General features: G+C 38.9%; 19 protein-coding genes. 11 read left to right on the top strand and 8 right to left on the bottom strand.

Annotation, left to right across the window (positions count from 1 at the left end):
- The first annotated feature begins 2 nt into the window (after nt 1–2).
- From BN2458_RS09140 to BN2458_RS09105, 8 genes are all read left to right on the top strand, one after another.
- Entirely contained in the window at nt 3–1,517 is a 1,515-nt protein-coding gene (locus BN2458_RS09140) for an SEL1-like repeat protein (RefSeq protein WP_138128798.1), read from the top strand.
- A gap of 58 nt (nt 1,518–1,575) precedes the next feature.
- On the top strand, nt 1,576–2,391 hold the full coding sequence (minD, locus tag BN2458_RS09135) for a septum site-determining protein MinD (protein WP_034342426.1): 816 nt from the start codon (nt 1,576–1,578) through the stop codon (nt 2,389–2,391).
- On the top strand, nt 2,388–2,624 hold the full coding sequence (gene minE, locus BN2458_RS09130) for a cell division topological specificity factor MinE (RefSeq protein WP_034325392.1): 237 nt from the start codon (nt 2,388–2,390) through the stop codon (nt 2,622–2,624). The genes minD and minE overlap by 4 nt, the downstream gene beginning before the upstream one ends.
- A 4-nt stretch (nt 2,625–2,628) precedes the next feature.
- The gene (locus tag BN2458_RS09125) at nt 2,629–3,621 is read left to right on the top strand and encodes a divergent polysaccharide deacetylase family protein (protein WP_231944786.1); all 993 of its coding nucleotides are present in this window, start codon (nt 2,629–2,631) and stop codon (nt 3,619–3,621) included.
- The gene (locus BN2458_RS09120) at nt 3,618–4,448 is read left to right on the top strand and encodes a DNA-processing protein DprA (protein ID WP_034325391.1); all 831 of its coding nucleotides are present in this window, start codon (nt 3,618–3,620) and stop codon (nt 4,446–4,448) included. Before BN2458_RS09125 ends, BN2458_RS09120 begins: the two co-directional genes overlap by 4 nt.
- A 134-nt stretch (nt 4,449–4,582) precedes the next feature.
- Nucleotides 4,583–5,014 carry a Holliday junction resolvase RuvX gene (gene ruvX / locus BN2458_RS09115; protein ID WP_034342423.1) on the top strand — a complete coding sequence of 144 codons (432 nt, stop codon included), beginning with the start codon at nt 4,583–4,585 and terminating at the stop codon, nt 5,012–5,014.
- A 115-nt stretch (nt 5,015–5,129) separates the two neighbouring features.
- Entirely contained in the window at nt 5,130–6,185 is a 1,056-nt protein-coding gene (gene yedE / locus BN2458_RS09110; RefSeq protein WP_034342421.1) for a YedE family putative selenium transporter, read from the top strand.
- A 268-nt stretch (nt 6,186–6,453) separates the two neighbouring features.
- The gene (locus BN2458_RS09105; RefSeq protein WP_034325388.1) at nt 6,454–7,095 is read left to right on the top strand and encodes a TetR/AcrR family transcriptional regulator; all 642 of its coding nucleotides are present in this window, start codon (nt 6,454–6,456) and stop codon (nt 7,093–7,095) included.
- 419 nt (nt 7,096–7,514) lie between these two features.
- Here the strand turns inward: BN2458_RS09105 and ybeY are convergent, their stop codons facing one another.
- Nucleotides 7,515–8,156 carry an rRNA maturation RNase YbeY gene (gene ybeY, locus BN2458_RS09100; protein ID WP_052082070.1) on the bottom strand — a complete coding sequence of 214 codons (642 nt, stop codon included), beginning with the start codon at nt 8,154–8,156 and terminating at the stop codon, nt 7,515–7,517.
- A gap of 109 nt (nt 8,157–8,265) precedes the next feature.
- Between ybeY and speA the strand changes: the two genes are divergently transcribed.
- Together speA and cysE are read left to right on the top strand one after the other, a co-directional pair.
- Complete coding sequence (speA, locus tag BN2458_RS09095; RefSeq protein ID WP_058122095.1) at nt 8,266–10,116, top strand: biosynthetic arginine decarboxylase; 1,851 nt, start codon at nt 8,266–8,268, stop codon at nt 10,114–10,116.
- A gap of 75 nt (nt 10,117–10,191) precedes the next feature.
- Nucleotides 10,192–10,941, top strand: coding sequence for a serine O-acetyltransferase (gene cysE, locus BN2458_RS09090; protein WP_034325429.1), 750 nt, complete (start codon nt 10,192–10,194; stop codon nt 10,939–10,941).
- Here cysE and BN2458_RS09085 read toward each other — a convergent pair.
- The 5 genes from BN2458_RS09085 to rimO all read right to left on the bottom strand — a co-directional run bounded on the left by BN2458_RS09085 (nt 10,938) and on the right by rimO (nt 16,738).
- Nucleotides 10,938–11,462: a hypothetical protein gene (locus BN2458_RS09085; protein WP_034343573.1), complete on the bottom strand. Its 525-nt coding sequence runs from the start codon at nt 11,460–11,462 to the stop codon at nt 10,938–10,940. The genes cysE and BN2458_RS09085 overlap by 4 nt on opposite strands.
- A gap of 331 nt (nt 11,463–11,793) precedes the next feature.
- Nucleotides 11,794–12,735, bottom strand: coding sequence for a hypothetical protein (locus BN2458_RS09075; protein WP_034343571.1), 942 nt, complete (start codon nt 12,733–12,735; stop codon nt 11,794–11,796).
- 177 nt (nt 12,736–12,912) lie between these two features.
- On the bottom strand, nt 12,913–14,919 hold the full coding sequence (locus BN2458_RS09070) for a methyl-accepting chemotaxis protein (protein WP_034325381.1): 2,007 nt from the start codon (nt 14,917–14,919) through the stop codon (nt 12,913–12,915).
- A gap of 158 nt (nt 14,920–15,077) precedes the next feature.
- Entirely contained in the window at nt 15,078–15,320 is a 243-nt protein-coding gene (locus BN2458_RS09770) for a DUF3781 domain-containing protein (RefSeq protein ID WP_081951499.1), read from the bottom strand.
- A 74-nt stretch (nt 15,321–15,394) separates the two neighbouring features.
- On the bottom strand, nt 15,395–16,738 hold the full coding sequence (rimO, locus tag BN2458_RS09065; protein ID WP_034343569.1) for a 30S ribosomal protein S12 methylthiotransferase RimO: 1,344 nt from the start codon (nt 16,736–16,738) through the stop codon (nt 15,395–15,397).
- A gap of 434 nt (nt 16,739–17,172) precedes the next feature.
- Between rimO and BN2458_RS09060 the strand changes: the two genes are divergently transcribed.
- Complete coding sequence (locus BN2458_RS09060; RefSeq protein WP_034343567.1) at nt 17,173–17,766, top strand: outer membrane beta-barrel protein; 594 nt, start codon at nt 17,173–17,175, stop codon at nt 17,764–17,766.
- On the opposite strand, the gene fabI is transcribed toward BN2458_RS09060, so the two are convergent.
- Both fabI and polA read right to left on the bottom strand, forming a co-directional pair.
- Complete coding sequence (fabI, locus tag BN2458_RS09055; RefSeq protein ID WP_034343564.1) at nt 17,763–18,593, bottom strand: enoyl-ACP reductase FabI; 831 nt, start codon at nt 18,591–18,593, stop codon at nt 17,763–17,765. The genes BN2458_RS09060 and fabI overlap by 4 nt on opposite strands.
- Nucleotides 18,594–18,708: 115 nt before the next feature.
- A complete protein-coding gene (gene polA / locus BN2458_RS09050; protein ID WP_034325377.1) occupies nt 18,709–21,432 on the bottom strand; it encodes a DNA polymerase I in 2,724 nt (907 codons plus the stop codon).
- Between the last annotated feature and the right edge of the window lie 81 nt (nt 21,433–21,513).

The raw sequence follows: 21,513 nt of genomic DNA, 5'->3' as shown, positions 1-21,513 counted from the left end.
TGATGAGGGGGTTAAGATTTTGTATCTTAGTATTTTTATTTTGCACATATATTTATGCCGAGCCTAATAAAAATAGTCCATTTGTGCTCAACTTTGATGATATTTCTCAAATCACCTCTCTAGCAGGAGCGGATTTATTAGAATCTTCATTTATAAAAGATTCTAAAACAAAAAAAGTCCTAATGATTTCAGATTTTAATAATTTGAGTGATTTTGATATTGACATTGGGCTTTTGGCGCGGAAGATTATCACGGACACGGTAAGCTCACAAAAAATCACACTTACTGCAGCGATTGCCGGAAATGCTTTTAATGCTGACCCGAGCCTTGATAAGATTCGTGCAATGCGTAACAATGAGGAGTTTGCCGACATTATCCCTAAAGGCACATTGATTGCTCCTAAATATTCCTTAAGTGCGCGGATTACAAATGATACAACAAAGCAGGGCAGTTTGCATATCGTGTCTTATCATTTTATTTTTAGTATTGTGAATCTAGAGAGCGGTTTGGTGGAGTGGGACTATATTGAGCATATTAAAAAGGCAAGTAAAGAGCCGCTTCCTCTTGAACGAGAATCTCTTTATGGCAAAAAATGTCTTGCTGCTTCTTTACCTTTAAAAGAGCAAAAAGCAGCGTGTGAAGTCGCAATAAGTGAGGTTTGGCTCGGTATTTTTGAGAGCATTCCGCAAAACAAAAAGCCACTCTTGCATTCTTACGCGCTTAAGGCGTGTGAGCTAGATTCTCCTTTTGGCTGTCGGGCGTTAGGTGCGAGTTATAAATTTGAAAAAAAAGATTTGAGTAATGCAAAAAAATATTATGAAAAAGCCTGTGATAATAAAGATGGTGGAGGTTGCTATAATCTTTCCATTATATATGAACACGCGCAGGGTGTGGCACAAAATATCCCCCTTGCTAAAAAATACGCCACTTTGTCGTGTAACTATGGATTTAAGGCAGGTTGTGAGAATCTAAAGGCTTTAGAGCAATATAGTGAAAATGAGAATCTTGATAGGTATGGCTTAATGTATAAGAGTGATTGTGAAGATGGTTTAGGCACTGCTTGTGAGAGGCTTTCATCTTACTATTATCACGGCTTTGGTGGAGCAAATAAGAATCACACACAGGCAAGAATCCTTTTAGAAAAAGGCTGTGAGCTAAAAGATGCAAATAGTTGTTATCAATTAGGATTATGGGAAATGCAGGGCTTAGGTGGAACGACTAAAGATGCAAACAAAGCCTTAGAGCATACATTATTTGCTTGTGAAAGTGATGTGAAAAGAAATTGCAAAGCTGTGAGTGCTTTGAGCGAAGAAAAGGCAAATATTTACAGATGTGAGGAGCATACAAAAATCATTATTAATGTAGCGTGTTCAGGTGCTGCTAGCATATATGAGCACGGCTTTGGAAGTGTGAGTAGTAATAATGAATTAGCATTGAAATATTATCAAAAAGCTTGTAAGGGTGGATTAGATAATGCTTGTTCAATGTTTAATAGCTTGCAACAAAAGCTCAAATAAGCGCATACTAAACTTTAGCATTATATAATGATATTTTAATTGATAAATGGGAGCAGATATGGCACAAGTTATTACGATTACTTCAGGTAAAGGCGGTGTGGGCAAATCTACCGCAACAGCAAATCTCGCTGTGGGTTTAGCTATGGAGCTAGAATCTAGTGGGAAGAAAGTTGTAGCGATAGATTTTGATATTGGTTTGCGTAACCTTGATATGCTCCTTGGGCTAGAAAATCGCATTGTATATGATGTCATTGATGTAATGGAAGGTAAATGCAATCTCTCACAAGCCCTCATCAATCATAAAAAAACAAAAAATCTTTACTTTCTTCCTGCTTCACAGACAAAGGATAAAACAATCCTTGATAAGGATAAAGTGGGTAAACTCATTGCATCTTTGCGAGAAAATTTTGACTATATTCTTATAGATTCTCCAGCGGGGATTGAGAGTGGGTTTGAACACGCAATATTATGGGCAGATAGAGCACTTATTGTTGTTACGCCGGAAGTGAGTTCGGTGCGAGATAGCGATAGGGTGATTGGTATTATTGATGCAAAAAGCCACAAAGCACAACAAAATGAAGAAGTCCAAAAACATATCATCATCAATCGTATTAAGCCAGAACTTGTAAAAAAGGGCGAAATGCTTTCAGCCGATGATGTGTTAGGCATACTTGCTTTGCCTCTTATTGGGCTTATCCCAGAGGATAGTAAAATTGTGAGTGCAACAAATACAGGTGAGCCTGTAATTTACACACAATCCCCTAGTTCAAAGGCATATATGCGTATCGCAAAGCGCATTTTAGGGGAAGAAGTGCCTTTTGTTTCTTTGGAAAGTGAGGGTGTTATGGGCACGCTTAAAAGGATTTTTAAATGAGTTTATTGAGCTTATTTCAAAAAGATTCACACAAAAGCGCATCTAGAGCAAAGGAACGATTAAGCATCATTCTTGCACACGAGCGCAGCGCAAATATTCCATACCTTGAGGATATGCAAAAGGAGATTTTGCAAGTGGTGCAAAAATATACAAAATCAAATGAGATTCACTTTAGCACAAACAGCAATCAAAATATCAGCACCCTCGAAGTGCAAATCACATTGGGGGGATAAGTCGGTGCGCATTTTGTATTGCTTAGCTCTTATGATGTGTGTAGCTAAGGCAGATGCTCCCTTTGATTTAGAATCTAAGCACCCATTAGTGTATGGGATTGGCAAGATATTTTCCTACTTTCATAATGACAATTTTATTGATTTAGAGTCGCAGAAAAACCCACAAGATTCACAAAATACGCAAGATTCTAAGGATTTACAATCGCAGCAAACTTTAGAGAATTTGCAAGTTGATAGCAAACATCATCCACAAGATTCAAAAGATTCTATACAGAGATTAGGAGACAAACCAAAGGTGTTGCTTATAATGGACGACCTTTCTAGCCTTTCACAAGTAAAAAAACTTGAAAAATTACAATTTAATATCACGCCATCAATTTTCCCAAAAACAAAACACAATCCCAGCACACCGCATATCGCAGAGTATTTGAATGCGAAAAATAAGCCATTTATGGTGCATCTCCCGCTTGAAGCAAAGCGATTTGTGCAAAATGAAATCACGCCCATTAAAGCGGGCGTATCTAAAGAAACACTAAAGGCACAACTAGTGGCTATCAAGGTAGATTTTCCTAATCTTGTGTATATTAATAACCACACGGGGAGCAAATTTACCCAAAGCTACGCAGATATGCTAAATCTGCTTGAAATCTTTGATGAGCTTGGATTCAAATTCATTGATAGTATTACGACAAGCCACCCGGTAAGTGAGCGTATAGCCACCGAGCAGGGCAGACTCATTATGGCGCGAGATGTATTTTTAGACAATGAAACAAATATTACTTATATCAAAACACAGATTAAATCACTCATAGCAAAGGCGCGTAAAAAAGGCTATGCGATCGGCATTTGCCACCCAAATGACGCGACTTTTAAGGCGTTGTCCCAAATGAGTAAGCAAATACAAAATGATATTGTGCTTGTTAGCCCAGCAGATTTAGAATCTTACCTCGCAGAGAGTAAAACTACGCGTTATGTCCGCGCTCCTTTTGGTCAATGAATAGTCTCGATTCTATATGCGAGTTAGAGGATTTGCCACTAGCCCTGCGCTCCTTACCTAATCCTCCTGCAAAACTTTTTTATCGTGGTGAGCGCACGAAGTGTGAAAGCCTTTTATCCGCCGCGCATAAAATCGCCATTGTTGGCACACGAAAGCCTAATCCTTATACGAAGTCTTGTGTAGCTACTTTGGCTACTAAGATTGCAAATGCTGGTGGCGTGGTGGTAAGCGGTGGGGCTTTGGGCGTGGATATTATCGCACATACGCACGCTTTCCCGCGCACGATAATGTTTTCTCCCGCGAGTTTGGAGATTTGCTATCCTAAAAGCAATGCAGAGATGATTCAAAAGATGATGAAAGAATGCGTTGTTTTGAGCGAGTATGAAAGCGCATATATGCCTCATCGCTTTAGTTTTTTGGAGCGTAATCGTCTTGTTGTTGGTTTGAGTGATTGTGTGATAATCCCTCAAGCTGATATTGCGAGTGGCTCAATGCAGAGTGCGCGTATTGCTTTGGAATTAGGGAAACCCCTTTTTGTGCTGTCTCATCGTATAGGCGAAAGCGAGGGGACAAATAAACTTCTAGCCGATGGCAAGGCGGAAGCGATTTATCACATTCCTACTTTTATAAAGTCTATTTTTGGAGATTCGCAGAGCTTAGAATCTTTTGAGAGTGCAGAATCTGCGAAAGAAAGTGATAAAATCTTAGCCTTTTGTGCGAAAAATCCCCGATTCGATGAGGCATACGCGCTGTTTGGGGAGATTCTCTATGAATATGAGCTAATGGGAAAAATTATAAGAGAATCTGGATTTATTCGTGTGGTGTAGGGATAGAGGGTGGATTTAAGGGCAAAAAATGAATCTTGTAGAAGCTAGGGTTATCAAAGACGCAGATTCTAAAGACATCAAGGCAAGGGTATTGAGTTTCTAAAAACAAGCGGAGAGAAAGGGGTAAGGTAAAAATGAAAGAGATAAATATCTTAGCGTGTGATGTGGGGTTGAAGCGCATAGGGATAGCAATTCTTAAAGAGGGAATTATTTTGCCTTTAGAGCCTATTTCGCGCCACAATCGTAATCAAGCTGCAAAAGAGCTTGATAATGTTCTCAAAGAGCGCGACATACACATACTTGTCGTGGGAATACCAAGCGGCGGGGAAGCAGAGCATAGTGATATGCAAAAGCGCATCTCTCATTTTATCTCCCTTCTTAGTTTTGAGGGTGAGATTTGCTTTGTCAATGAGGACTATACAAGCTCTAATGCTTTGCAATCTCTCTCTTATATGAAAAGGCAAAATCGTGCCAAAGCTCAAAAAGATGGGCGCATAGATTCTCTAAGTGCGTGTGAAATCTTGCAACGATATATGCAATCACACAATATTACACAATCTACTTAACCTTTTTGCTCTCTTTATGTTTATTGTGCTTTTAAAATCTTGTTTTGCGTGATTTTTGAGTATAATTTCAGCCTTAGAGGTCAGTTTGATTTCAAACAAACATAAGGAGTTCATAATGAATGCAAACACAAAATGGTTTATTGTTTCAGGGATAGCACTTGGTGCTTTAGCTGCTTATTTGGTTTATGCCGGAAATCCCGGAAATATGGGAATATGTGCAGCTTGTTTTTTGCGTGATAGTAGCGGCGCACTTGGATTTCACCGCGTAGAGACTCTTCAATACTTAAGACCCGAGCTTTTTGGACTTATCATAGGTGGCTTTTTAGCGAGTATGTTTTGGACAAAAGAATTTAGCGCAAAGGGTTCTGCTTCAGCATTTTCACTCTTTTTCTTAGGCATATTTGCTATGATTGGCGCACTTGTATTTCTAGGCTGTCCTTGGAGGGCTTTTTTGAGACTTGGCGGGGGAGATATGACAGCTATCGCCGGATTCTTAGGCTTAGCCGGGGGCGTTGGTTTGGGAATGTTTTTCAAAAGTCGCGGATACAAACTTCAAGAGAGTGTTTCTGTCAGTAAGAGCATAGGATTTTTGCCTGTTGTTTTGACTTTGCTTATGCTTGGCGTTTTAATTTTTGGCTTAAAGCTAAGTAATGGCATACCTTTTACCTCTACAAAGGGTCCCGCTTCTCAACACGCTGCCATACTTGTTTCTTTAGTGATTGGTGCTATTGTTGGAATCCTTATGCACAAAAGCAAATTTTGCTCGGTAGGTGCTTTTTCAAGGGCTTTTAGGGGAGATTTTTCAATGTTTTGGGGCATAGTTGCTATTATCGCGTCTGCAAGTATAGTTAATTTCGCCCTAGGACAATACAAATTTGGCTTTGAGGGACAAGCCATAGCTCACAATGATTTTGTATGGAATTTCTTAGGTATGGTTTTAGCTGGATTATGCTTTAGCTTGAGTGAGGGCTGTCCCGGAAAACACCTCGTGCAAATGGGGACAGGAAACTTAAGTTCAGTGATATTCATACTCGGTATGGTAGCTGGAGCTGCAATAGCACATAATTTTTTACTTGCAAGCTCGCCAAATGGCATTAGCGCCTATGCACCTTGGGCTGTTGGGCTTGGGTTTTTATTTGCTATTTATCTTGGTATTTTCGCAAAAAAGTAGCTTGAATTTTTGTAGGGTTTGCGTTATGCAAACTCTATGTATAGCTTTAATCCTCTATCTTAGTCAATAATCTCGATTCTATATGCGAGTTCTTAGGATTTACCATTTCATAACTTGATTTTAAAAATTTTACTTCTCTATAAAAGCTTAATCTAGGCATTTATATACATATCAACATACTTTTGTTTGTCTTTTGTATGTTAAGATAAAATCAATTGTTTGATATGCAATCCACACCAAAATAATACTCGATTCTAAAAGGAATACTATGCCAAAGAATCACAAAAGCGCACAAAAAATCCTTGATATTTCACTCAAGCTTTTTAATAAGCACGGATTTGAAAATGTGAGAATGCAAGATATTGTCGATAAATTAGCCACTTATGGTTTAAGCAAGGGCGCGATTTACCATTATTTTGATAGTAAAGATGATATTTTAGAATCTATCTTTTGGCAATACGAGCAGCAAATAAAGCAGATATGGCAGATTCAGTATCCTCACAAAAATGGTAGAGATAAGATTAAAACAATTATTATGCAACATTTGGATTATATGCTAAAACACAAGGCGTTTGTGCAGGATTCAAACACGCTTTTTGGCTCTTTTCGTGCCCTTGGGTATCGTCTCAAGCACAATCATATTGTCCCTATTGTAGAATCTCTCATAGAAGAGGGCAACAATGATGGCTCGCTCAATGTCGCTTATCCAAAGGCGGCAAGTCAAATGCTCGTGTGGGGTGTGTATGTATGGCTTGATAGTGCGCTCTACCCACTTAGCCAAATCGAATACACACATAAGGTGCGGCATTTGCGTATAATGTGCGAGGGCGTGGGACTAAGTGTTATTGATGAGGAGATTAGCTCGGAGCTTTTAAGAGTGTGGCAGGAGATTGCAAGAGGCGGCAAATAGTGCAAGTGAGAATCTTGTAAAATATTAAGCTTAATTTTTGGGGCTATACTTAATTAAACTTAGGGGGAGCTTGGTGCGTTGAGAATCTGCTCTAAAAAAGCGCGGATTCTATACACGAATCCGCTCTACTATCGCCCTCTTGCATTTATTCAATTTGCTTTCTACAATGTTTGTTTTTTTGGATTATTGAACTCTTTGGTCTATTCCCCTTAAAATTTACTTAAATTTAAGCAAGTTTAAAAAAGGGGGTATAACATATTTCCTACATAAGCATAAAAAGAAAAGTTAAGGAATGTATCAAGAATTTGTATGCTAAGATTACAGCGCAACGAGGAAATGAAAGTTTGGCTTAAAGAATTTTTCAAAGATTTTTTATAAGCACATCAATTTTTATTTTTATCGTGCGAGGTAGGCAGAGTTTAGCCCATTTCACGCACGATTAAGCTTTCTTTTAATCCCAAAGATTCTATAATCCTTTGCTCCATTGTGCGCTGCTCCCCATTATCCACTTCGTGATCAAAGCCCAAAATATGCAAAAGCCCGTGGATAAAAAGCAAACTTATTTCATCTTGTGCGCTATGCCCGTGCTTTTTGGCAACTTGCTCGGCAAGTTCATAGTTTATCACTACACTTCCTAAACACAGCGGGAGCATAGATTCATTAGAATCCCCCCCTTTATACTCCTGTGCCTCTAAATTTTCATTCAAAATCATATCTGTCAATGTGTGAGATTCGCTAAACATATCACAGCATAAAGGAAAGGATAATACATCAGTGGTGGTATCTTTGCCCCGATGAGTGCTATTTAGCTCGCGCATATCCGCGCTATCTAGGGCAATTACCTCAAGCGTAAAGGACGCAAGATTCATATTGAGGAATCCTAGCGTCTCTATATGTTCTATAAGCTCATTTAAGAATCCTAAATGTGTAAGGTTTTCCTGCGGTATATCAAGCATAGGCAAAAAATCTCGTGCCTTTTGCGTTTTTGCGTTAGATTGTAAGGTAGAATCTGCGCTGTGGCTAGGCTGTGAATCCGCGAGGGTATCGTTAGGATTGTGCATTTATGCTCCATTTGTGTAGAGAATAGGTTTGTTTTGCATAAGTATAGCCATAAAGTGCTATTAAAGTGCTATAATTCACTCTTTTTTACCACAAGTGAGGCGCGGAAATATGGTAGATTATGGCATTAATTTTTGGAGCAACAACGACTTTACTATCGATAATGGCAAGGTTAAGGTAAATTATAGGCATAAACCGGCGTTGATTGACATTGTGCAGGAGGCGCGTGAGAAAGGCTACAAAGGACCATTGTTGCTTCGATTTCCGCATTTAATAAAAAAGCAAGTTGATAAGGTGTTTGCTTCTTTTGAAGACGCGATTAAAGAGTATTCTTACAAGGGTAGATTTAAGGCTGTTTTTCCCCTCAAAGTCAATCAAATGCCAAATTTCGTCCTCCCACTTGTAGAGCAGAGCAAGGATAAATGCTATGGGCTAGAGGCGGGGAGTAAATCCGAGCTTATCCTCGCTATGGCTTATACGAATAAAGATGCGCCCATAACGGTTAATGGATTCAAAGATAAGGAGATGATTTCTCTAGGCTTTAGTGCAGCGAATATGGGACACGATATTACGCTTACAATCGAGGGCTTAAACGAGCTAGGGACGATTATCGAGGTGGCGCGTGAGCTAGGTGAGCCTTATCCTAATATTGGACTTAGAATCCGCCTCCATAGCACAGGAATGGGGATTTGGGCAAAAAGCGGGGGCATAAACTCAAAGTTTGGACTTACAAGCACCGAGCTTTTAGAGGCGATAAATATGCTTGAAAAAGAGCAGCTCCTGCATAAATTTACAATGATTCACTTCCATATCGGTAGCCAAATTAGCGATATTTCACCGCTGAAGCGCGCTATTAGGGAGGCGGGAAATATCTATGCGGAGCTACGCAAAAAGGGAGCAAAAAATCTAAAATGCGTCAATATCGGTGGAGGGCTCGCTGTGGAATACACGCAACACGAGGGCGCGAATAATCGCAACTACACTTTGAATGAATTTAGCGGCGATGTTGTGTTTTCTTTGCGCGAGATTGCTAAAAACAAAAAAGAGCCAGAGCCTGATATTTTTATAGAATCTGGGCGATTTATCGCCGCAAGCCACGCAGTGCTTATCGCGCCTGTTTTGGAGCTTTTTTCACAAGAATATGACGAAAAAGCCCTCAAGCTTAAAAAGAGCAATCCTCCGCTTATTGAAGAGCTTTTTGATCTCTATAATAGCGTGGTGGAGAAAAATGCGATTGAATATCTCCACGATAGTCTTGACCATATGGAATCTTTGCTTACGCTTTTTGATTTGGGCTATATTGATTTGCAAGACCGCTCAAATACCGAAGTGCTCGTGCATCTCATCATCAAAAAAGTTATTAAGCTTTTAAAACATAAGAATTTTAATGAGATTTTACAGATTCAAGAGCAGGTGCAGGAGCGTTACTTATTGAATTGTAGCTTTTTCCAAAGTTTGCCTGATTATTGGGGGTTGGCGCAAAACTTTCCTGTTATGCCCCTTGATAGGCTCAATCGCCGACCGAATCGAAGCGCGAGTTTATGGGATATTACTTGTGATTCTGATGGTGAGATTGCTTTTAATGCGACACAGCCGCTTTTTTTGCACGATGTAGATGTTACAAAAGAGGAATATTTTTTGGGATTTTTCCTTGTGGGTGCGTATCAGGAGGTGCTTGGAATGCGGCATAATCTCTTCACGCACCCCACAGAATTTAGCGTGGAATTTGATGATGATTTAAATAAGGGCTATGAGCTTACTCGCCTCATTGAAGCTCAAACGATTTTAGATGTGCTTGATGATTTGGATTATGATACTAAAGACATAGAGCGTAGGCTAAAGCAGCATATCGAGGATAATCAAAACCTCGATAGCGAGGGCAAGAAAGAAATGCTTGGGCGACTTTATGTAATGCTAAGTGAGAATGGTTATTTGCGCACGATTACGACAAAGGGAGATTAAAGGGTGGAAGAATCACGCACACCAAATCACATAGAAAATAATATAGAATCTACACCCTTTCACGCCACCCAACCCATAGGACTATGGCAGACTATCAAGGAGGATTTTTGCATTATCAGACAAAAAGACCCCGCCATTAATAAGAGCATAGAATTATTTTTTAACTACCCCGGGCTGATTGCGCTCGTGCATTATCGTATTGCGCACAGGCTTCATAAGGTTGGATTCAAAGTTTTAGCGCGTATTCTTATGGGGCTTACGGGCTTTATAACAAATGTGGATATTCACCCTGCGGCTACGATTGGCAGACGTGTTTTTATTGACCACGCCACAGGGGTAGTCATTGGCGAGACTGCCGAAGTAGGCAATGATGTGATGATTTATCAAGGCGTAACGCTAGGTGGCACAAGCCTTGAAAAAGTCAAACGCCACCCCACCATAGAAGATGGCGTTGTCATTGGTGCTGGGGCGAAGATTCTAGGAAATATCCGCATTGGCGCAAATGCCAAAATTGGTGCAAATTCTGTGGTAATAAAAGATGTGCCACAAGATTGCACTGCTGTGGGAATCCCCGCGCGTGTGATAATCAAAGGTAGGGCAAAAGAAGCAAATGCCATAAACAAGCTGCCCGATATTGACAAGGCGGCGTTTGAATATCTCCTCAAGCGAATGCAGATTCTAGAATCTGTGCTAGATTGTGCAGCGGATTTGAGTAAAGATTCTAATAAGGCAGAGGGCGAACAAAAATGCAGCGACAAACTTCGCAAGGAAAGAGAGGAGCTAGATAGCATCTATACCGCTTTCTTGCGCAGTTTGAGAGACTAGAATCTAAATAATCCCACTAGAAAGAACATAGTCGCCAATACTATTATCCCCCATAGTCCGCTTACGCACGCACCAAGCACGATTTTGGGCGGGATTGTTTTAAAAAGCGGGGCTTTGTTGGAGGGCGTAGCGCAAGATGAGGCAAAAGATTCACGGGGTATAGAATGAGGCATTGCCACATCTGTTGCAATGGGCTGATGTTGCGCTTGTTTTGGGGATTTGATAAATTTATAAAACACATAGCAAATGTGGGGAAAAGCGATAAAAAGGCTTGAGATACCCACAATGATAAGCAAAAAACGAATGAATGATACATCTCTGATATACAAGAAAAAGAAGGTAGAGCCAAGAATACCCACCACAATATAGCCTATAAGCATTCCTAAGAGAAAATATATATCAATGCAGTAACGCAGCTGATAGGGTAGCCACAGCACAAGCATTGTGGCAGCAGTGTAAAATATTGTAGATATAGGAAGCATAAGCGTTATAAAAAGGACAATGCCCATCGCTACTGCCATCGTTGTGCTCCTTCCATCTTTTCTTGTGATACTAAATCGCTTTGAATTTCTGTGTTTTCTTGTGTCGGTAGTGTTATATTATTAAGCAATGATTTGCAATCAATACCGCACATTATAACTTCTGCTGAAAGAATGTGATTATATTTATCTTTAGAATCATAGAACAAAGTATGAGATAATCCCACTAATTAGGATTATGTTTCAGCTCATACATAATCTCCTCTCCAAACTCATCATATCTTATATCTTGCTTTGTATCCATATTCTTGCCTCCATTGTCTATATATTGAATCAAGTTGCTTACTCCTCGCTATTATTCGTATTTGTGTTGTTAGTTTGCATTTGTAGAATCCTCTTGGTGAGATTGCTTATATTCTTTTACTTTTTCATTGTAAAAATTCATAAAAGATTCCTTTACTTGGCTTCCATTTTTAACAATCAACTCAAAACTTAATATATCATTGCTTCCCTCACCATATCTAAAATATATCACATTGGCATTCAAAGCAACTTGTATATCTTTCTCACTTAAAAGGTAGAAATGTTCATAAGGAATAAAGACATCACTAAAGATTCGCCCAACTAATAAACCATTTTCTGTGATACTAAGAGAATTTTGAGATATATACTCCAATGACTTATTCCAGCATATCAACGACACAACTAAGCCAAAAGCGTAGAGTTTCAAACCTAAGCCATATACTATAAATATCAAAAATCCAGCAAGAAAAAATATATAAATCCAACCTGTAAATCTCCACCTTTGCCATTTTACTTCCATTAGAATCTTGCCCACATTATGATTTTTTGCTCTTGCGAAACTAGGAGTAAAGAATAAGCTAAAAATGATTAAAATACAAGTTGCTACATAAAACCAACAAGAATGTATAAATAGTATTTTCACACTCATAGGGAGGTTTTGCATAAATTGAATTTCTAAGGCAGTATCGTTTTTAAAATATGCCATAAGCACTAGAGTTCCAAAAACTCCAACAAATAACTCAAGTAAAAAATAAGCAAAAAAGGTGTTGTATAGTATTTTTATTTGTCTTTGATATGGTTTAAAATATTGTATAAAATAATATCTAAACATAATTAAACCTCTTGCTCTATCGGTATTGTAGTATTTTAAAAACTCTTCACAATCTAATGGAGCATAAAGCTTTGTTCCTGTTTGTGCGAATAAATCTAAGGCTTTATGGACGCCTGAGTCTCTGCCCTGTATATTCCCAAACATACCTATACTTACATTAAATTTACCACTCTTCCCCATTTACATTTATGCTTCTATCTGTCTCTAAAAAACCAAAGACTATAATTTGTTTATTGTAATGCTGCTAATCATACTTTACTAAATCAATTATAAACATACCACCAAATAGGAATAGAAGCAACCAATCGCCTGATTGTAAAATGCAACCTAATAAACAAGCTCTCTAGCAAAGCGTGATTATGTTTTAAAGGTGCTTATCATTTCATCAAGCGCATTGCTTTGATTGGCGAGTTCGTGTGAGCTTTTTTGCATATTATTATTGATTTCTACGATTTGGCTTACACAAGCGGCGATTTTAACACCATTATCAACAATCATTGATGTATTTTCATTCGCCATTTGTGCTCCCTCTAGGCTTTGCAATGATTTTTGCATTGTTTCTTGCACGAGTGTGGCAAGAGATTGTATATTGCCATACATCACTTCACCCTGCTTTGAAAGATTATTCATTGATTTGGCACTGGTTTCCATATCACTTGATACTTCATCAATAGACTGCAAGACAGATTGGATAATGCTACCTGTCTCGGTAATGGAATGCTGTGTGCGCTCCGCTAGTTTTCTCACTTCATCAGCCACCACAGCAAAGCCTCGTCCGTGCTCCCCAGCTCTCGCTGCTTCAATAGCTGCATTAAGTGCTAAGAGGTTTGTTTGGTCTGCTATGTCGGTAATAGTTACAAGTACACTTTGAATATTTTTTGCCTCATTAGCAAGAGAGAGAATCTTTTGCATATTTTCATCTTCTTTTTGTGCGTCTTTTGTGATTTCTTCGTTGATAGAGCTTATGAGTGCTTGAGTTTGCTGCATCGTATTAAGCACATCTTCTAAAGATTCTTTTGTTGCATTTGAAAGGGTGATGTTTTGCTCAATGATATTCACACTCCTTTCGCCTAGCTCGGTGTTATCCTGTGAAATTTTGGCAATATTTTTAGTGTTGCTATCAAGATGAGATGATGTTTCAACAAGCATTTGTGTGATGGAGAGATTGTTTTTGATAAGTTTCATTACCTCCAAGAATACATCGTGTATATAGCGGATAAAGGCATTTACAGAGCGCGCCATTCTTGAAATTTCATCATTTGCAAGAATTTTTACCTGTCCTGTCAAATCTTTGTTTTGTGTGATATAGGCAAGTTTGAGATTGACATTATTAAGGCGAGTAAGAATGCTCCTAACCATTGCTATGCTAACAATAATGGTAAAAATAAGCACAAGGCTATATATGGTGAGGAGTAGCCTAAAGCTACTTTGTAGGGTATCAATATGCGCATTGATAGATTTGTTAATATAAGATGCGATGAAATCCTCAATGTCTTTAAGCACATTGATTTTTTGTGTAATGGTATCAAACCATACTTTCGCATCAATCCCAAAATCTCCGCTATGACGCTTTTCGTGGAGGATATTACGCATTTTATCAACTTCAGCAAAACTTTGATGTTTGATTGCGTTGTGATAAAAATCAAGGCTTTGCTGTGAGGCAAGAGAAAGAAAAATCTTTAAAAATGCTTCTTGCTCGGCAATAAGTGAAACTACTTTGTTGTAGCCCGCATTGTTTGGGGCGACATTAGCGACAAAGATTCCATTTGCGGTGGCGCGCTCTAGCCCTGCGCGCTCTTTTGCGTAAAGAAAACTTGTATAAGCCACCATAGATTTAGCAAGCTGTGCGTCATTAATAATTTTTGTAGATTCTAAAACACTATCAAGTAAAAAAGCAATCGTTGTTGTGTAATACCCTACAACTTGCCCTCCCACATTCTCTTGGGTATTCATAGAAGTATCGGCTTTTTGCCTTGTTTGGGAAATTTTTTCCACTAATTCCAATCCTTGTTGTAAAGCGGAAAGAAAACGTGAATCTACATCATTGTTTTCTGCAACCATATCACGCAAAGTTTTATACTCTTTATCTGTAAGAATGCGTTGCTCTTTAATCTCATTGGCAAATTTTGTGCCTTTACTCGCGACAAATCCTGCACTCAACCCACGTTCTTTTTGCATTTCATGAACGAGTTTTGAGATTTGTTCGGATATTAAAATTTGCTTTTCTAGTATTTGAGATTGAGACATAGAAGCAAAGGTTTGGGAGAGCTGCAGAAAGAGAAAGCAAATAAGGGCGATGAGAGGGATACCTAATGAGATAAGAATTTGTTTTTTGATGCCTAAGGCACGAATGAGTGAAAGCATAAAAACCCCTTGAGCGTTAGTTAGAGGTAGAGATAAATTTCATCAAATCTCGGGTGTAATTATACGTCATAGTTAATTAAAAAATATTTAATTTTCTTTGATTGTGTAAGTATTTTTTTACTTATTGTGAGTAATGCACAAAGAGCTAATATGTTTTATCAAATACTGTGCGCTGTGATGATAGAGTAGCTTGATGCGTTAATCGTTATTTTTATATTATCGACTTCACAATACCAATTTTTGCCTTGCCTGTATATGTGGCAATGCTTATCTAATATTTTGTCCTTGCAGTATCCTAGGACATTGTTTGTGCGGATTCTAAGATTTTTCCTTATCCTTTCAAGTCCCATTGTAGTGGTGTGAATCCTGTTTATGTTTGAGAGCAATATTTCTTTATCCATAGACTAAAACCCCATAAATTGCTGAATATACGCACAAAAATACCATAGGGATTCTGAATCTGTCTTGATACACATTAGTGCGCAAGAACTTTACCAAAAAGAAAGTTTTGCTTATATTCTGTGATTTGCATACGATAATAGCCCTCATTCAGCGGAAGCATTTGCCCACTTTCATCGCAAATCTCACTATCATTAAGCAGAATCTCCCCATCAATGTCTTTACCCCAAAGTTTTAATCGCGCCTTATAAAAATACTCGCTTATCTCGCTTTTACCCTCACAAATTGCCACGCATTCCTTGCCTACAAGTACTTTATTGTGATGTTTTACCTGCGCTTTGATAATGGCATTGAGCCTATTTAGTCGTGCGTTAGTCGTTTTGGCACTCACACGATTACTCATCTCATACGCTCTTGTGCCAAGCTGCGGCGAGTAGGCAAAAAGATTTGCCCTATCAAATGTGAAATCTTCCACAAATGCGCATAACTCTTCAAACTCCGCCTCGCCCTCGCCCGGATGTCCAATCACAAAGCTCGTGCGCACAAAGCTGCCTTCAATCTCGCGCATTGCTTTTAAAATCTCTATGTGCTTGGCTCTATTTGCCCCACGCCGCATAATTTTCAACATAGAATCTGAAATATGTTGGATTGGCATATCAAAATAGGGCAAGAAACTTGCCGAGTTTCCAAGCGTGGCAATGAGTTCAAGGCTTGTTGTCGTAGGGTAGAGATAGAGGATTCTACAGCTAATGGGGAGTTTGAGCGAGTCAATGCGTTTAATAAGCTGTATAAGCCCATCTTTTTGCCCTAAATCACGCATATATGAGCTAGAATCTTGAGCGATAAAGCTAAAATCACGAAAGCCCTTTTCGTAGAGATGAAGCAGCTCTTTTGTGGTGGATTCTAGGCTGCGAGAGTGGAGCTTCCCCTTGAAACTAGGAATCGCACAAAAGCTACAACTTTGATTGCACCCTTCGCTTAGCTTAATATATGCGTGAAAATTTGAGCCGATAATACTGCGCTCGTGGGTTTCATTGGCTAAAAAAACTTGATTGGATTGCATGGATTTAAGCTCTCTCACCATTACATCAATCTTGTCATAATCGCCCACGCCCGTAATAATATCAATCTCTGGAATCTCCTCTTTGAGCTCTTTAGCATAACGCTCACTTAAACACCCGCTCACTACAAGCACCGCACCCTTTTTACGAGAGTTAAGCGCATAAAGTATGGTTTGAATGCTCTCTTGCTTAGCAGATTCTATAAAACCGCAAGTATTAATGATAATCACATCAGCATTCTCAAGCTCTTGTGTGAGGGTATAAGATTGTAATCGTCCAAGCATTACTTCAGAATCTACAAGATTCTTTGTGCAGCCAAGTGAGATGAGGTGGAGGCTCTGTCGTTCTCTAAAACGCATTGTTTTTGAATCCTTTATGAAAATAAAAGACACATTGTAGGCAAATTTGACTTAAAAAAGATTATGTTACAAAATTACATTACTCAAAATATTGATATATAAAATAATAACAATTATTATATTTTATAGTATAATCATTCAATCAAATCATAAAGTTTTGGTTTGGGATAATCTTTAAAAGGAGGTGTAGTATGTGGGCATTAGTCGCTGGAATACTCATTGGTCTTCAATTCTAATTTGAGGCTATCTATCAGGGTAGAAATCTACCCTACGATTACATCTTTAATAGTATAAAAAGGAGGAAAATATGTTATGGTATTTATTCGATTGGTTACCTTATATATTAAAATTCTAATCAAAAAATGTGATTTTTATATTAAGCTGTGGTTTGCAAAACTGATAAGCTTATAACAACCTCACAAAAAGGAGAAATAATGAAGAAAATTCTTGCTTTTATTCCATTTGCTTTTGCATTATGTGTTTTTGGAGCAGAGGAGCAAAAATATCGCTTTATAGTAGGCGGAAGCATAGGTTCTCAAACGACTTGGTTTAAAAATGCTGATACAAATGTCAAATGGAGCAATATGGGTGAAACTTTATATAATGAAAAGGGTGGTTTAAGCGGACGTGGTGCATTGGGCTTGCAGATAAATACAAGCCAAAAGCTTTTTACGCGTATCCTTGCTGAAGTCGCAGAATCAAATATCCTTGATAGCAGCTCAAAGCCATCATATAGAAGCTATGGTATCACTTGGGAAGAAGGATATAGATTCACTCCACGATTTTATACATTTGGCGGACCGGGTGTGCATTATGCGCAACTCAAATTCAATGATGAGAGTGCAAAAGGATTTGGCGTGAATGTGAATCTAGGACTAGGTTTTGTGTTAAGCGATTTTGTAAGCCTTGAAGTAATGGGACGAGGTAGCTTCCCTTTGAGCGATAAGTTTAAGGAATTAGGAGTGAGTAATAATGAAGCTCTGTCTATGCAGCTTAGCTACCTCGCAAATATTATGATTGCTTTTTAAGAGCGTAAAATATCCCAACGAGGTGTGATTTTGCCATCGACTTCCTCGGTGGCGCACATTCCCATAATATTATACCCCGCATCTACATAATGCACCTCTCCGGTAACACCACTTGCAAGAGGGCTTAGCAAATACATTGCGGCATTGCCTACTTGTGTAATGCTCACATTCTCACGCAATGGCGCATTTGCTTCATTCCATTTAAGCATAATATTAAAATCACTTATCCCACTTGCTGCCAAAGTTTTAATTGGACCTGCAGAGATTGCATTCACACGAATGCCTTGCTTGCCTAAATCATACGCTAAATAGCGCACACTAGATTCTAAAGCTGCCTTTGCCACACCCATAACATTATAGTTTGTTACATATTTCACGCTGCCAAGATAGGTAAGGGTGAGAATTGCCGCATTTTTATTAAGCAGCGGGAGCATAGCACGAGAAAGTTCAATGAGTGAATACACAGAGATTTCCATAGCAGTATTAAAGGCTTGTTTGCTTGTTTGGACAAAATCTCCTTCTAATGCGTCTTTAGGAGCAAAAGCTACAGAATGCACGATAAAATCAAATGTGCCAAAATCTTTTTTAAGTGCATCTGCAAGTGCGCTAAAGTGTTCTTCCTTACTTACATCAAGTTCATATACATATTTTTCACTGCCTAGTTCCTCTGCAATAGGGCGCACTCTTTTTTCTAAGGCTTCATTTAAAAAAGTAAAAGCTAAATCCGCCCCTTGCTCTTTACACGCTTTAGCAATGCCATAGGCGATTGAGCGATTATTTGCCACACCTACAATAAGTCCTTTTTTGCCCTCTAAAATCTTAGCCATAACTGCCTCCTTAAGTAGAATAGCGCGTATTATACATTTTTTACAAAAATTTTGCTAAATGTTGATAAATCGCTATCCACAACACACAAGATTCATAAGTTTTAGAATCTGCGCTTTATTTTAGCTCTGCCCAGTTATGCCCGATACTCACGCCACATTTTAAAGGCACTTCAAGCGTGTAGATGTTATTCATTATATGCGCCACTTCTTGTGCATATTCTTGCGCCTTTTTGCTAGGTGCTTCAAAAATGAGTTCATCATGCACTTGCAGGAGCATTTTTAAATCACTTTTTGCATATTTTTTGTGAATCTCACACATTGAAAGCTTGATTAAATCTGCCGCGCTACCTTGAAAAATAGAGTTTATGCCCTCACGCAAAAAGTTTGCTTTCATAAAATCAGTAGCACTTTCAAAGTCAAAATATCGTCTATGCCCGAGCAATGTCTGCGAATAACCATTTTCTAGTAAAAATGCCTCCTGCGCGTTGAGAAAATCCTTTATTGTGGGGAAAAGTGCAAAGTAGCTTTCAATATAGCTTTTTGCCTCTTTTAGTGAAATCTGCAGAGTTTGAGAAAGTTTTTTGCTCCCCATACCATAGATAAGTCCAAAGTTAATTGACTTTGCAATCGCACGTTTTTGCTCTGCATTTTCCTTACCAAAAAGTCGCGCAGCTGTTTCATAGTGAATATCTTTATCTTGCCTAAAAGATTCAAGCAGTGAATCATCTTTGCAAAAATGTGCCAAAAGGCGCAATTCAATTTGAGAATAATCAATACTTATGAGGCTATACCTGTCTTTGCTTATAAATGCCTCGCGGATTTTGCGTCCCTCCTCGCGTCTTACCGGAATATTTTGTAAATTTGGCGATTTTGAGCTTAGTCGTCCTGTGGCTGTGCCACTTTGCAAAAATGATGTATAGATTCTATGATCATCATTTGTTGCACCAAAGCGCAAAAGCGGTTCTATGTAGGTGCTTTTAAGCTTGTTTGCCTCTCTATAATCCAAAATCAAGGGTATGACCTCGTGGCTGTGTGCTATGGCTGAAAGCGTCTTTTCATCGGTGCTTAAACCTCCCTTGACACTGCGTCCGGGCTTTAGCCCTAAATGTGAAAAAAGCACTTGAGAAAGTTGTTGGGGCGAGTTGAGATTGAAGCTTTCTCCACAAAGGGCGAAAATTTGTGCGCTTAAATGTGCGATTTGCTCACTCATCTTGTCTCTTAGAGATTCTAAAAGTGCCATATCAACTTTAATCCCCTCACACTCCATTGCCATAAGCACCTTGATGAATGGAAATTCCAAAGTATAGGCTAACTCCAAAATCTCACCCCAATTCCTTGCGTGAAACTCCTCCTCTAAGCGATGATAGAGTGCGAAAGTCGCGGCAGCATCTTCGGCGGCGTATTGCATAGCAGTATTGATATTGACTTGCGAGAAATTTTCACCTTTTGACACAATAGAATCAAAGCTTATCATTGTGTGTTTAAACCATTTTAGCATTTGTTTATCAAGCCCCACTGGCGAGATAGAATCATATAGCCACCCTAAAATCATACTATCATAAATTTCATTATTGTGTTCTAGCCCCAAAGTGCGATAGATAAGGCTTAAGTCAAATTTGAGATTATGCCCGATAAGCGGGTAGGCAAAAATGCGTGAAATAATATGCCTTGCCTCATCTATACTAAGCTGTTTGCCAACACCCAAATAATTATGCCCCACTGGTACATAGTAGGTATTTTCTCCGTCAAAGCAAAATGAGAATCCAACCAAATTCGCCTCTTGGAGATTGAGGCTATCACTCTCGCAATCAAATCCAATTTTTGTGCCTTTTTCCACGCGCGAGAGGATAGATTCTATATCTGCCACATTATCGAGCAAGTGCGCTTTGAAATAAAAGCTTTGCGTTGTTTTTGAAAGCGAATCAAGACTGCTTCCTACGCCTCTTTGCGCACTTCTCCTCTGTGCGTGTCGCTCGTGTGGAGATTGCACCTTTGAGATGATATTTTTCAGCTCATATTTTTTCAGTTCATCGAGGATTTTAAGCATAGGGTTGGTTTGCGGCATAAGACATTTGCTTAAGTCAAGCTCTTGCAACAAATCATCGTGTAAGGTTACAAGCTTTTTGCTTATAAGCGCACTTTCTTTGCCTTCGCGAGCGAGATTTGCAATACGAGGGCTTACAATGTCGTCTAGTTCCTGCTCGCGTGCATACATAGATTCTATACTGCCAAAATGTGATATAAGCTTTTGCGCACTTTTTGCGCCTATTCCCTTGATGCCCGCCACATTATCGCTAGTATCGCCCACAAGCGATTGATAATCAACAAACTGCGCAGGTTTCACACCATATTTTTCGATACATTGTTGTTCTTTTATGTCTTTTTTGCCAATGGGGTCGTAGATATAGGTGTTTTCATCGATGAGCTGATATAAATCTTTGTCGTGGCTGATGATTCTAACTGCTATGTGCTGATTGTTTGCGATTTTGTTAATAGAGGCAATCACATCATCGGCTTCATAGCCATTAATGCTAATATTTAAAAAGCCCATTTTGCTAATCCACTCAATCGCCACAGGTAGCTGCATAATGAGCTCTTGGGGTGGGGCTTGGCGATTGCGTTTATAAGCGTCATAAATCTCGCGCCTCTTATTCTCTCCGCCGCCCTCCAACGCGAAAACAACATAGGTGCAAGAGGGGTCTTTGTATAAAGACTGAAGTAAGTTACAAAATCCCACGAGTAGTCCGGTAGGGAAGCCTTGTGAATTTTTGAGCGGAGGGAGCGCATAAAAACTCCTAAAGAAAAAACCGAAAGTATCAATCACGCTTAGAGTATTCATAAATCTCCTCATTGCCAAATTAAGACTATAAGGGCAAGATTGTAACGCAAAATATTAAATTGCCACTACTGACACTTTGTC

It is taken from the genome of Helicobacter typhlonius, from assembly GCF_001460635.1.
Lineage (GTDB): Bacteria > Campylobacterota > Campylobacteria > Campylobacterales > Helicobacteraceae > Helicobacter_C > Helicobacter_C typhlonius.
This window is presented reverse-complemented; position numbering and strand designations above follow the sequence as displayed.